Below are 13389 nucleotides of genomic sequence, written 5' to 3' on the forward strand. Positions count from 1 at the left end.
AGGGCGTCTCAGGATTGGGTTCCACCGATGGTGAGCTCGTCAAGTTTCAAGGTTGGCTGGCCTACGCCAACAGGCACGCCCTGCCCCTCCTTGCCACACACGCCGATGCCGGTGTCGAGCTCGAGGTCGTGGCCGATCATCGACACCCGACCCATCGCCTCGGGGCCATTGCCGATCAGCGTGGCACCCTTGACCGGCGCGGTGATCCGCCCGTCCTCGATCAGGTACGCCTCGCTGGCGGAGAACACGAACTTGCCCGACGTAATGTCCACCTGCCCCCCACCGAAACTGACCGCATAGAGACCGCGGCGCACGCTCTTGATGATGTCGACCGGATCGTCCTGGCCGGCCAGCATGTAGGTGTTGCTCATGCGCGGCATCGGCATGTGAGCGAAGGACTCACGGCGCGCGTTGCCGGTCGCGGCCATGCCCATCAGCCGGGCGTTGAGCTTGTCCTGCATGTAGCCCGTCAGGATCCCGTCTTCGATCAGCGGGGTGTACTGCCCGGGGGTGCCTTCATCATCCACGCTCATGGAGCCGCGCCGATCCGCCAGGGTGGCATCGTCCACCACGGTGACACCGGGCGCCGCCACGCGCTGGCCCATGCGCCCGGCGAAGGCGGAGCTGCCCTTGCGGTTGAAGTCGCCTTCCAAGCCGTGGCCGACGGCCTCGTGCAGCAGGATGCCGGGCCAGCCCGGCCCCAGCACCACGGGCAGCTGGCCGGCCGGAGCATCAACCGCGTCGAGGTTGACCAGCGCCTGGCGCACGGCCTCCTTGGCGAAGCGCTCGGCGACGTTGTCGTCCCGCAGGCGGGACATGGCATAGCGGCCGCCGCCACCGGCGCTGCCGCGCTCGCGACGGCCGTTCCTGGCGGCGATCACGCTGACGTTGAAACGCACCAGCGGGCGGACGTCGGCGGCCAGGGTGCCGTCGCTGGCCACCACCAACATGATCTCGTGCACGCCGGTGAGCGATGCGCTGACCTGGGTGACCGACGGGTCGGCGGCACGCGCCACGCGATCGGCCTGCTTGAGCAGCGCGATCTTCTCCTCGGCCGAGAGGCTGGCCAGGGGATCAATATCGGCATAACGGATATCGGCATGCGCCAGGACGCTCGGCGCCGCCTTGAGCGAGGCGCCGCTGCGCACGATGCCGGAGGCGGTGCGCCCTGTCTCGGCCAGAGCATTCGGGGTGATCTGGTTGGAGTAGGCAAAGCCGGTCTTCTCGCCGGCCATGGCGCGCACGCCGACGCCGCCATCGATGTTGTAGCCGGCCTCCTTGACCTCGCCATCCTCGAGCACCCAGCTTTCATGCCAGCTGCGCTGGAAATAGAGATCGGCATAATCGATGCCCGGGCCGAGCGCATGGCCAAGGCCCATCTCCAGGGAGCCCAGGTCGAGCCCTCCCGGTCGCAACAGGATATCGATGGCGGTATCCAGCATCGCGGGCGATTGATGTGTCATTCGGCGGTTTCCAGTTTGACGTCCGGATCGGTCCAGGGGCCGCGGACGCGATAATGAATTCGGGTGACTCGGTCGATGGCACTGCCGAACAGCCGATCGGCAATGAACAAGGCACCGCCCACCACGGGGGCGCCGGCCAGCACGGCAGCCAACGGCAGGCTGCTGCTCACTGGCACTGTGACGCCGAGGCGCTGGTCAAGTTCCTGGCGAGCCAGGTCGACCGTGCCGTCCAGCGTGAACGAGGTGGCCGGTCCGGCGATTCTGACCGGCCCACTGGTTTCCAGAATGCCACCATACAGCGTGGCGGCGCCAATCACATGGTCGAAGGCGGTGCCCTGGCCGGTGACATCGGAGAAGTCCAGGCGCAGGCGACGCAGCAGGTTGTCCACGTTGAGCAGCCCCACCACCCGAGCGGTGGGCGACTCGAGCTGCACGAAACGGCCGTCGCGCAGCTCAAGCTCGATGCTGCCGCGCGAACGCGCCAGGGCGAACTGCCAGGGTGCGCCGGGCCAGGCGAGCTGGGTACGCACCCGCGTCTCGCCGCTGCGAATGACCACCGGCTGGCCGAGGCGCTCCAGGGCGGTGCCTAGGTCGCGTCCATCCAGGTCGAGCCGCGAACGGGTCAGGGTATCCTGGTGGCCTGCCGCCTCCCAGACCACCTCGCCTCGCGCTGTGACCTGCCCTAGCGAAAGTCCCAGCGGAGCCACCGCAAGCCGGTTGGGCCCGGCCTGCCAGTAGGCCGTGAAGGGTCCGATCAGCCGCCCCTGATAGGCGATATCGGCAATGCGCAGGCGGCCGTCGGGCAGGTCGGCCACCCACGCCGGCAACGGCGCTGGTTCGGGCGGCACGTCGATCTCATCGAGCAGCCGCCCCGTTCCCTCACTGCCTGTCGGCAGCAGGCCATCCAGGCGCAGGCGGGTCAGGGCGATATCGAGAGGATCGGACAGCGCGGGGCGGTAGTCGAAATAGCCCGAGAGCAGGTCGCCCTGCAGCCCCACGCGCCATCCTCCACCGCGGTGCGGTGATGCCTCGGCGGTCATCACTCCCAGGCAGTCGTCGGGGCCCACCAGGCAAGCCGCCTCTACGCGCAGCCGGCGCAGGGGCATCTCGCCGTCGCCGCCTATGGCGCCGCCGCCATCAGCCAGCGGTGCCAGGGCCGTCCCCCATTGGGCAAGATCGAGGCGCGACTGATAGAGCTCCACCTGCCAGCCCGGCCCGTCGTGCCACACCGGGGAGTCCGGTAGGCGCCCCAGCCATGCCTGGCCCTGTCCCAGCGAGGACTCCGTCAGGCCACGCCAGCGCAGGCGCATGTCGCCCCCCATCTCGGCCTCGACCCAGCGCCGGTCGAGATCGACGTCGACCCACAGCGGGCGGGACTCCTGCGCTTGCTTGCCCAGCGGCGCGGGCAGGTCGATGGCCAATCCGCTCAGCGTGCTGTCCAGACGCAGCGTATTGCTGTGCTCACCGAGCTGGAGCCGCGCCCGCCACGGCAGGCGCCCCGACGCCAGCTCGCCGAGAGCGCCGGCATCGAACAGCTGCAGCGCCTGGTTCACCTGCACGGCGCCTTCGCCTGTCACACGCCCGGCCAGGGTGTCGATGTCGAGTCGCAGGGGGCCGCCGAGCACGCTGGCACTGATCTCGCCCGCCAGCCCGCCTTCGTCGCCGCGCTGCAGCCAGGCAAGCGGGCCGCGGACTTCACGAAACTGAAGGCCGAGCGGCAGGTAGGTTAGCCGCTCCAGCGCCACCTCGGTCTTGAGCGCCAGGGCGAGGTCGTCCGCATCGCCCAGCGTCATGGCAACGTCCAGCTTGCCCGTGGCGCTGCCTTCCCCACGCCACTCTTCTACATGGGCCATGGCATCGAGCGGTACATTGGCCAGGTAGCGACGCACGTCGGCGGCCTCCCCGGCGAGATCTCCACTGATACGCAGCAGGCCATCGCCCAGCACGACGCGACCTTCGGTTGCTTGCACTCCCAGGCTCTCGGCGTAGTGGACATCCGCCTCCAGACTGTCGATGCCGGCCCGCAGGCGCCCCTCAAGGCCCTCGATCACCGGCCACTGCGGAGCAAAGGGCAGCCTGCCCTGCTCGATATCCAGGTCGAGCTGCAGCCGCGGTGCCACGCTCGAACCCTCGCTCAACAGCGGCAGATGCAGCCGCAGCTCCCCTTGGGCCACCCGTCCGGCAATGCCGGCAGCCAGCCAGGCATCGAGCTGGTCACCCAGCACGTCGGCAGGCAGCCAGTCCATCAGCGGGCGCTCGACGGCATCCACATCGCGAAAGCGCAGGTCGAGTCCCAGGCCGCCGTGCATGCCACCGCCGATGGCCAGGCCGAAGCCACCCTCCACCTCGGCGCCCTGCCAGCCCGCCTGGAGTCCGCGCCCGCTGACAAAGGTGCGCGGGCCGTCATAGCTCCAGCGCACCTCGCCGCTGGCATGCGACAATGCCATGGGCTCCGGATAGAGCTGGGGCAGCTTGAACGCCGGCTCACCGACCCCGGCAAACTGCACGCGACCGGTGAAGTCTCGCGCTTCGACCCAGGCATCGAGCGGGCCGCCTCCGGGCACGGCATCCCAAGGCTCCACCTCGACCTGATGCACTGCGGCCTGCGCCACCCAGTGGCCGTAGCGCCGGCCGAAGCCGAGCCCCGAGACCAGGCCGCGCGGTTCGAGGGCATCCAAAGTTCGGATCAATCCTTCGGGAAGCAGCACGCGGTCTCGCCAGGCGGCCAGCGACGCCAGTTCGAAACGACTGGTCGTCAGCCACCAACCCTCGTCGCCGTAGCGCAGGTGCCAGTAGTGCGGCAGCGCGGGCTCGTCCTCCTCGCGCAGTGCAATGGGCTCGGCGCGCTCGGCGGCAGACGCATCGCCCTGCAGCCAGGCCTCCCAACCCGACTCACTGCGCAGCCATTGGCCGCGGGCACGCAGAGGCTCGAGCAGGATGATCTCGTCGTCACGGCGCAGCGCCAGCCGTGGTACATCGACATCCAGGCGCGCATCGGCAAGCGCCCCACGATGCCAGCGCCCCCATAGCCGCACGTCGCCGCTGGCATCTTCCAGCCGCAGCGGGTCGTCATGGGTGAATATCTCGACCAGGTCGATCAGGGTATCGAGCTTCATGTCGGCCTGCAGCGCCGCGCTGAAGTCGCGAAACCCGGCGGGGCCGGGCAGGATTTCCAGCACCGCCTGCAGCGATGCCTCCTCCTGGCCTTCCAGGTGCACCTCCCCCTCCAGGTGGGCCCGGCGCTCATCGCCGGTGAGCAACACGCGGGGGGCATGCAGCTCCAGGCGTCGGTCGCGGCCATGCAGTACCAAGCGCAGGTCCTCAACCCAGGCACGCTGGCGCAGCAGCGTGCCGACCCAGGCATCGAGCTCCTCCAGGTCGAAGTCGCCGTCCATCAGCATGGGCGGGATGTCGGCAGGATCGGGCCAGTGCCAGCCGCCCTGCGCGTCCTGGTAGAGATGCAGGGTCAGCCCCGATAGACGTGCCTCCTCGACCACCGGCATGCCATGGCGCAGGCTGGCCATGGTAGCCAGCCGCAGCCGCGCATGTTCGACCTCCAGCAGCGGCAGCGCATCGGGCCCGGCGTGGGTGCGTACCATGAGCCCGCCGCCCTCCACCAGCGGGTCCAGTCCCGCCAGGCGAGCGCTCAGTCGCTGCAGCTCGGCATGCGCGCCGGAGCGCGCCTCGAGCAGCGCTTCCACGCGTGGCTCCAGCGCATCCACCTGGGTCAGCGCCACCCGCACCGTCAACAGCAGCAGCGCCACCAGCGCCAGCAGCACGGCAATAAGCGTCAGCAGCCAACGGACGATCCAGCGGGCGGCAGGCATCCCGGCGCTCACATCAGCACGATGTCGTACTGCTCCTGGGAGTAGTGGCTCTCCACCTGGAAGCGTATGGTCTTGCCGATGAAGGCTTCCAGGTCAGCCACCGCGGCAGACTCCTCGTCGAGCAGGCGATCCACCACCGGCTGGGAGGCCAGCACCATGTAGGTCTCGGCGCTGTAGGCGCGCTCCTCGCGCAGGATCTCGCGAAAGATCTCGTAGCAGACCGTTTCGGCGGTCTTGAGCATGCCGCGTCCGCCGCAGGTGGGGCACGACTCGCAAAGGGTCTGTTCCAGGCTCTCGCGGGTTCGCTTGCGGGTCAGCTGCACCAGGCCGAGCTCGGTCACGCCGGTGCACTTGGTCTTGGCGTGGTCGCGCTCCAGCGCCTTCTCGAGCACGCGCAGCACCTGGCGCTGATGCTCGGGGTCTTCCATGTCGATGAAGTCGATGATGATGATGCCGCCCAGGTTGCGCAGGCGCAGCTGGCGGGCAATGGCGTTAGCCGCCTCGAGGTTGGTCTTGAAGATCGTCTCTTCGAGATTGCGATGGCCGACGTAGCCGCCAGTGTTGACGTCGATGGTGGTCATCGCCTCGGTGGGGTCGATCACCAGGTAGCCGCCCGACTTCAGCTGCACCTTGCGGCCCAGTGCCTTCTGGATCTCGTCCTCGACGCTGTAAAGATCGAAGATCGGCCGCTCCCCGGGGTAGTACTCGATGCGCGCGCTGGAGTCGGGCATGAACTCCTTCGCGAACTCGATCAGTTTGACGTAATTTTCCCGCGAGTCGATGCGCACCTTCTCGATCTCGTCGCGCATCAGGTCGCGCAGGGTGCGGATGAACAGCGGCAGGTCGTCATAAATCACGCTGGGAGCGCTGGCGGTCACCTTGCGTTCGCTGACCTTTCGCCACAGCCGCAGCAAAAAATGCATGTCGGCATAGAGCTCTTCCTTGCCCACGTTCTCGGCCGCGGTGCGCACGATGAATCCGCCGGTGACCTCGAGCTCCTGCTCCGCCTGGCACGCTTCCAGCAGCGAGCGCAGCCGCTCGCGCTCGCGCTCGTCCTCGATCCGCTGGGAGACGCCGTGATGGGGGGAGTCGGGCATGTAGACCAGGTAGCGCGACGGCACCGACAGGTGCGTGGTCAGGCGGGCACCCTTGGAGCCGATGGGGTCCTTGGTGACCTGAACCACCAGCGCCTGCCCCTCATGCAGCAGATGGCCGATGGAGACCTGCTCGTCCGGCGGGGTGCCGGGCGGCATGATCTCATGGGCATGGATGAAGGCCGCCCGGTCCAGCCCGATGTCGACGAATGCCGCCTGCATGCCGGGCAGGACGCGCACCACGCGCCCCTTGTAGATGTTGCCGACGATGCCGCGCCGCCGCGTGCGCTCGATGAGCGCCTCCTGCAAGACCCCGTTTTCCACCACGGCGACCCGGGTTTCCATCGGCGTCAGGTTGATCAATACTTCGCCGCTCATGCGGGAATCCTTGTCCAATCGAGTCTGCGCGCATTATGACATAGCGTCGCCGCTAGACTGCATCCTTCCATGGCGTCACGCCCTGCTGCGCCAGCAGCGCGGCGGTTTCGAACAGCGGCAGCCCCACCACGGCCGAATGGCTGCCTTCGATGCGTTCGACGAAGATCGCTGCCAGCCCCTGAATCGCATAGCCGCCCGCCTTGTCGGCGGGCTCGCCGGTGGCCCAGTAAGCGGCGATCTCGTGCGGGGCGATCGCGCGCAGCGTCACCCGGGTGGCCACGCAGGCCTCCCGTAGCCCGGCCGGCCCGCTCACCGCCACCGCCGTGAGCACTTCGTGGCTGCGTCCGGCAAGTGCACCCAGCATGGCGGCGGCATGCGCCTCGTCGCGCGGCTTACCGAGGATGTGCCCGTCGAGGATCACCGCCGTGTCGGCGCCCAGCACCGGCAGCGCAGCATCCTGCGCGCCGGCCAGCGCCTTCTCCCGCGCCAGGCGGCTCACGTAGGCCTCGGCAGGCTCACCGGCGCGGGGCGTCTCGTCGATGTCGACCGGGCGCACCTCGACCTCCACGCCGATCGACGCAAGCAGCTGGCGGCGGCGCGGCGAGGCGGAAGCGAGGCACAGCCGCGCGGCACGCAGCGTCATGGCGTGACGCCCCGATTGGCCAGGTGACGCTCGAAGGCCTGGAACATGGTGGCAAGCCAGGGCCACAGCGCCGCACCGATCAGCGAAGGGATAAGAAAGGCCAGGTGCATCGTGAAAGGACCAAACAGGGTGCGCAGCCACTGCTCGGCCAGTTGCACCAACCCCAGCAGCACCAGCACCAGCAGCGCCTGCTGCACCAGCGAATAGGTACGAAAACGCGGATAGACCAGCGCCGCGAGGAAGGCCAGCAGCGACAGCACCAGCGCATTCTGGCCGAGGGTGGCGCCCTCAATGAGATCAAGCAGCAGCCCAAAGACGAAGCCGTGGAAGACCCCGACCCGATCCGGCGACGCCATGCACCAGTAGATCAGCATCAGCCCGAGCCAGTCGGGGCGCCACAGCTGCCAGCCTTCGGCCAGCGGCATGACCTGCAGGCACAGCGCCAGCAGCAGCGTCAGCCAGACCCAGGGAAGCGCCGTACGATGGGAATGCGCCACTACTCCTCCTCCTCTGTATCGGCCGGCATGGGCAGCGGCATGAAGCCCAGCTCCGCAGGCAGGCCACGCTCCCAGCTATCCTCGTCGGGAATCGGCACGGGGTCGGGCGGGAAGATCAGCAGAAAATGGCGCGAGCGCTGCAGCCGCGCCACGGGGGCGGCATTGACGCGGGCAAAGGGCTGGCCGGGATCGTGCACCACCTGCGTCACCCGTGCCACGGGATAGCCGGCGGGAAAACGCCCCGCCAGGCCCGAGGTCACCAGCAGGTCGCCCACGCGAATGTCCGCCGTGTCCGGCACGTGCAGCACGCGCAGGCTATCGTACTGGCCGCTGCCCTGGAGCACGAAGCGCAGGCCGTTGCGATTGACCTGTATCGGCAGCGCGTGGCTGGCATCGGAGACCATCAGCACGCGGCTGGAATAGGCCGACACCGCCGTGACCTGGCCCACCAGCCCCGACGCATCGAGCACCGGCTGCCCCACGAAGACCCCGTTGCGGCGCCCCCGGTCGACCACCATCTGGTGGGCGAAGGGATCGGCATCGAGCGACAGCAGCTCGGCGGTGACGTAGGCGCCGTCCATCTGGGCGGCCGCCCCCAGCAGCTCGCGCAGGCGCACGTTCTCCGCCGTCAGGCTCGACATGTGCTGGACGCGGTGAGACAGGTGCAGCATCTGCTCACGCAGCCGGCGGTTCTCTTCCACCAGGGCACGCTGGTCGGAAAGCGCCAGCGTTCCCCAGGCCAGCACGTCGCTGGGCACCGCCACCAGGCGCTGGATCGGCGCGACCACCGTGGACAGGTGGGCGCGTACGTCTTCCATGCGCGTGAAGCGGTGGTCGGCAAACATCAACGCAGACGCGGCCATCGCACACAACAGCATGCGATAGCCCGGCACCGACCCGTGCGAGAACAGCGGTTTGATAGACGTCCCCTCCCGCGAGAAATGCCGACGTCAGTCGCTGGAGAGCAGCTCGAAGGTATGGCGGTCGATCATCTCCAGCGCCTTACCGCCGCCGCGCGCCACGCAGGTCAGCGGATCTTCCGCCACAATGACCGGCAGGCCGGTTTCCTCGGCGATCAGCTTGTCCAGGTCGCGCAGCAGCGCGCCGCCACCGGTCAGCACCAGGCCGCGCTCGGCGATGTCCGAGGCGAGTTCGGGCGGCGACTGCTCCAGCGCGCTCTTGACCGCGGCGACGATCTGGGAAAGTGTCTCCTGCAGGGCGTCGAGAATCTCGTGGGAATTGAGGGTGAAGCTGCGCGGAATGCCCTCCGCCAGGTTGCGCCCGCGCACGTCGATCTCGCGCAGCTCGCCGCCGGGATAGGCGCAGCCGATCTCTTCCTTGATGCGCTCGGCGGTGGCTTCACCGATCAGGCTGCCGTAGTGGCGGCGCACGTAGGCGGTGATCGCCTCGTCGAAGCGGTCGCCGCCAACGCGGATCGATTCGGAATAGACCACACCGTTGAGCGAGATAATGGCGATCTCGGTGGTCCCGCCACCGATGTCCACCACCATGGAGCCCTGGGCGTCATCGACCGGCAGGCCGGCACCGATGGCAGCGGCCATGGGTTCCTCGATCAGGAACACCTCGCGGGCGCCGGCGCCCTCGGCCGACTCCTTGATCGCCCGCCGCTCCACCTGGGTGGACATGCAGGGCACACAGACCAGCACGCGCGGGCTCGGGGTAAGGAAAGTGCTCTGGTGCACCTTGCGGATGAAGTGCTGGAGCATCTGCTCGGTGACGGTGAAGTCGGCGATGACGCCGTCCTTCATGGGCCGGATGGCCGTGATGTTGCCCGGGGTACGCCCCAGCATGCGCTTGGCATCGGCGCCCACCGCAGCCACGCTGCGCATGTTGCCGGACTGGCGAATGGCCACCACCGAAGGCTCGTCGAGCACGATACCGCGACCGCGCACGTAAATCAGTGTATTGGCTGTACCCAGATCGATGGAGAGATCGCTGGAGAACAGCCCCCTCAAGCGTTTGAACATGGACGTCGTTACCTAGTGCAGAGCGGGGGACCAGTGCGGAGGCAAACGGTATCATCGCGGCCCCTGCGCAGCAAGCGACAGCCCACCTCACGGCCCGGAAGAGTGCCCGAAATGCCCGGGATATGGTAACTTTCCCCGCTGTTCGTCACCCTCTCTTATTTTTCCTGCGAGGACATTTCGCCCATGGCGCTAGAAAAAGCAGACGTGCAGCGGGCCGCCCACCTGGCCCGGCTAGGCCTGAGCGACGAAGACGCCGCTCGCTACGTCGATGACCTCGGCCGCATTCTCGAGATGGTCGACCTGCTTCAGTCGCTCGATACCGAGGGCGTCGCCCCGCTGGCCCACCCGCTGGACGTCACCCAGCGCCTGCGTGCCGACGAAGTGACCGAAGGCAATCAGCGCGAAGCGTTCCAGCGCTGCGCCCCGGCGGTGGAAAACGGACTCTACCTGGTGCCCCGGGTCGTCGAATGAAGCCGGGCGCCCTGCCCTGAAGCCTTCGACCACGCCCAAGCACCCAAGCCCTGCCCAACGGCACGCTTTCATGGAGCCATGCCGCATGCATGACAACACTCTTGTCGAACTCGCCCGCTCGCTCGAAGCGCGTGAGTTCTCCAGCCGTGAGCTGACCCAGCACCTGCTGGGCCGCATCGAACGCCTCGACGGCAAGCTGAACAGCTTCATCACCTCGACGCCCGAGCAGGCCCTGGCCGCCGCGGATGCCGCCGATGCGGCGCGGGCCGCCGGCAACGCTGGCCCGCTCACCGGCCTGCCGCTGGCCCTCAAGGACATCTTCTGCACCCGTGGAATCAAGACCAGCTGCGGCTCGAAGATGCTCGACAGCTTCATCTCCCCCTATGACGCCACGGTGGTGGAGAAGCTCGCCGAGGCCGGCACCGTCAGCCTGGGCAAGACCAACATGGACGAGTTCGCCATGGGCTCGTCCAACGAGAACAGCCACTACGGCCCGGTGAAGAACCCCTGGGACCTCACCGCGGTGCCGGGCGGCTCCTCCGGCGGCAGCGCGGCGGCGGTGGCGGCAGGACTGGTGCCGGCCGCCATGGGTACCGACACCGGCGGTTCTATCCGCCAGCCCGCCGCCTTCTGCGGCATCACCGGCCTCAAGCCGACCTATGGACGGGTGTCGCGCTACGGCATCGTCGCCTACGCCTCCAGCCTCGACCAGGCCGGCCCCATGGCGCGCAGCGCCGAGGACTGCGCCCTGCTGCTCAACGCCATCGCCGGCCACGACCTGCGCGACTCCACCTGCGTGGCCCGCGGCGTGCCCGACTACACCGAGGAGCTCGGCACCGCGCTTTCCGGCCTCAAGATCGGCCTGCCCAGCGAGTACTTCGGCGACGGCCTGGACCCGCAGGTGGAAGCCGCCGTACGCGAGGCGATCAAGGTCTTCGAAGCGCTCGGCGCCAGCGTGCGCGAGGTGAGCCTGCCGCATACCCACTATGCGATTCCGGCCTACTACGTCATCGCTCCGGCGGAAGCCTCATCGAACCTGTCGCGCTACGACGGCGTGCGCTTCGGCCACCGCTGCGACAACCCGACCGATCTGATCGACCTCTACAAGCGTAGCCGCGCCGAGGGCTTCGGCGACGAAGTCAAGCGCCGCATCCTGATCGGCACTCACACCCTCTCCGAGGGCTTCTTCGACGCCTATTACAAGAAGGCCCAGCAGGTGCGCCGCCTGATCCGCCAGGACTTCCTCGACGCCTTCGAGGAGGTCGATGTGCTGATGGGCCCCGCCGCCCCCACCCCGGCCTTCGATCTCGGCGCCAAGAAAGACCCGGTCTCCATGTACCTGCAAGATATCTACACCATTGCGGTGAACCTGGCCGGCATCCCCGGCATGAGCGTGCCGGCCGGCTTTGCCGGCAAGCGCCCCATCGGCCTGCAGATCCTCGGCAGCCATTTCACCGAGGCACGCCTGCTCAACGTTGCCCACCAGTTCCAGCTGGCGACCGACTGGCATCGTCAACGCCCCGACTTCGCCGAGGAGACGCTCTGATGCAGTGGGAAACCGTGATTGGCCTGGAAGTCCATGTCCAGCTCGCCACCCGATCCAAGATCTTTTCCGGCGCCTCTACCGCCTTCGGCGCCGAGCCCAACACCCAGGCCTGCGCCGTCGACCTCGGCCTGCCCGGCGTGCTGCCGGTGCTCAACGAGGCCGCGGTGGCCATGGCAGTGAAGTTCGGTTTGGCGGTGCATGCCGAGATCGCCGAGGTCTCGGTGTTCGACCGCAAGAACTACTTCTACCCCGACCTGCCCAAGGGCTACCAGACCAGCCAGATGTACCAGCCCATCGTCGGGCCGGGCGTGGTCGAGATCACGCTGGAGGACGGCACCACTAAGCCGATCCGCGTGCACCATGCGCACCTCGAGGAGGATGCCGGCAAGTCGCTGCACGAGGATTTCCACGGCATGACCGGCGTGGACCTCAACCGCGCCGGCACGCCGCTGCTCGAGATCGTCTCCGAGCCCGACATGCGCTCGGCGAAGGAGGCCGCCGCCTATCTCAAGGCGATCCACTCCATTGTCACCTACCTGGGCATTTCGGACGGCAACATGGCCGAGGGCTCGATGCGCTGCGACGTCAACGTCTCGGTGCGCCCCAAGGGCCAGGAAGCCTTCGGTACCCGTGCCGAGATCAAGAACGTCAACTCGTTCCGCTTCGTCGAGCGCGCCATCGCCTACGAGGTGGAGCGCCAGGTCGAGCTGCTCGAGGATGGCGGCCAGGTGGTGCAGGAGACGCGCCTTTACGACCCCGAGCGCGACGAGACCCGCAGCATGCGCACCAAGGAGGAGGCCAACGACTACCGCTACTTCCCCTGCCCCGACCTGCTGCCGGTGGTGCTCGACCAGGCCTACATCGATCACCTGCGGGATAACCTGCCGGAGCTGCCCGCCGACAAGCGCGCGCGCTTCGAGCACGAACTGGGCCTTTCTGCCTACGATGCCAGCGTGCTCTCCGCCACCCGCGAGATGGCAGACTACTTTGAAGAGGTGAAGGAGGTCTGCGGCGATGCCAAGCAGGCCGCCAACTGGGTGCAGGGCGAACTGGCGGGCGCGCTCAACCGCGAGGGCCTGGCGATGGCCGACAGCCCGGTCTCGGCGCGCCAGCTCGGCGAACTGCTGGTGCGCGTGCTCGACGACACCATCAACGGCAAGGCTGCCAAGCAGGTGTTCCAGGCGCTGTGGAACGGCCAGGGCGCCAATGCCGACGACGTCATCGAGGCACAGGGACTCAAGCAGGTCACCGACACCGGCGCCATCGAGGCGATGATCGACCAGGTGATCGCCGACAGCCCGGCCCAGGTGGCACAGTATCGCGACGCCGAGCCGGACAAGCGCGGCAAGATGATCGGCTACTTCGTCGGCCAGGTGATGAAAGCATCACGCGGCACGGCAAACCCCCAGCAGGTCAACCAGCTGCTCAAGCAGAAGCTCGACGCGCTCTGCTGAAGGCCCACGGGCGGGACGGGACGCCGGT

General features: G+C 68.0%; 10 protein-coding genes. 3 read left to right on the forward strand and 7 right to left on the reverse strand.

Annotated elements, in window-relative coordinates; genetic code table 11:
* Positions 1-8: 8 nt before the first annotated feature.
* The 7 genes from tldD to ACT7B3_RS11545 all read right to left on the reverse strand — a co-directional run bounded on the left by tldD (position 9) and on the right by ACT7B3_RS11545 (position 9890).
* A complete protein-coding gene (gene tldD / locus ACT7B3_RS11515; protein WP_445158036.1) occupies positions 9-1463 on the reverse strand; it encodes a metalloprotease TldD in 1455 nt (484 codons plus the stop codon).
* On the reverse strand, positions 1460-5290 hold the full coding sequence (locus ACT7B3_RS11520; RefSeq protein WP_445158037.1) for a YhdP family phospholipid transporter: 3831 nt from the start codon (positions 5288-5290) through the stop codon (positions 1460-1462). The genes tldD and ACT7B3_RS11520 overlap by 4 nt, the downstream gene beginning before the upstream one ends.
* 8 nt (positions 5291-5298) lie before the next feature.
* Positions 5299-6762: a ribonuclease G gene (gene rng / locus ACT7B3_RS11525; RefSeq protein WP_445158038.1), complete on the reverse strand. Its 1464-nt coding sequence runs from the start codon at positions 6760-6762 to the stop codon at positions 5299-5301.
* 52 nt (positions 6763-6814) lie between these two features.
* Complete coding sequence (locus ACT7B3_RS11530; protein WP_444677272.1) at positions 6815-7405, reverse strand: Maf family protein; 591 nt, start codon at positions 7403-7405, stop codon at positions 6815-6817.
* Positions 7402-7902: a rod shape-determining protein MreD gene (gene mreD, locus ACT7B3_RS11535; RefSeq protein WP_445158039.1), complete on the reverse strand. Its 501-nt coding sequence runs from the start codon at positions 7900-7902 to the stop codon at positions 7402-7404. The genes ACT7B3_RS11530 and mreD overlap by 4 nt, the downstream gene beginning before the upstream one ends.
* Positions 7902-8780: a rod shape-determining protein MreC gene (mreC, locus tag ACT7B3_RS11540; protein ID WP_444677270.1), complete on the reverse strand. Its 879-nt coding sequence runs from the start codon at positions 8778-8780 to the stop codon at positions 7902-7904. Before mreC ends, mreD begins: the two co-directional genes overlap by 1 nt.
* A 72-nt stretch (positions 8781-8852) precedes the next feature.
* Positions 8853-9890, reverse strand: a complete 1038-nt coding sequence (locus ACT7B3_RS11545) for a rod shape-determining protein (RefSeq protein ID WP_444677269.1) — start codon at positions 9888-9890, stop codon at positions 8853-8855.
* A 183-nt stretch (positions 9891-10073) separates the two neighbouring features.
* Here ACT7B3_RS11545 and gatC point away from each other — a divergent pair, with 183 nt between their 5' ends.
* The 3 genes from gatC (at position 10074) to gatB (ending at position 13361) form a co-directional block, all read left to right on the forward strand.
* The gene (gene gatC / locus ACT7B3_RS11550) at positions 10074-10361 is read left to right on the forward strand and encodes an Asp-tRNA(Asn)/Glu-tRNA(Gln) amidotransferase subunit GatC (protein ID WP_444677268.1); all 288 of its coding nucleotides are present in this window, start codon (positions 10074-10076) and stop codon (positions 10359-10361) included.
* A gap of 85 nt (positions 10362-10446) precedes the next feature.
* Complete coding sequence (gene gatA, locus ACT7B3_RS11555) at positions 10447-11907, forward strand: Asp-tRNA(Asn)/Glu-tRNA(Gln) amidotransferase subunit GatA (RefSeq protein ID WP_444677267.1); 1461 nt, start codon at positions 10447-10449, stop codon at positions 11905-11907.
* Entirely contained in the window at positions 11907-13361 is a 1455-nt protein-coding gene (gene gatB / locus ACT7B3_RS11560; protein WP_445158040.1) for an Asp-tRNA(Asn)/Glu-tRNA(Gln) amidotransferase subunit GatB, read from the forward strand. Before gatA ends, gatB begins: the two co-directional genes overlap by 1 nt.
* The last annotated feature ends 28 nt before the right edge of the window (positions 13362-13389 follow it).

The organism is Halomonas sp. E14 (assembly GCF_052568415.1).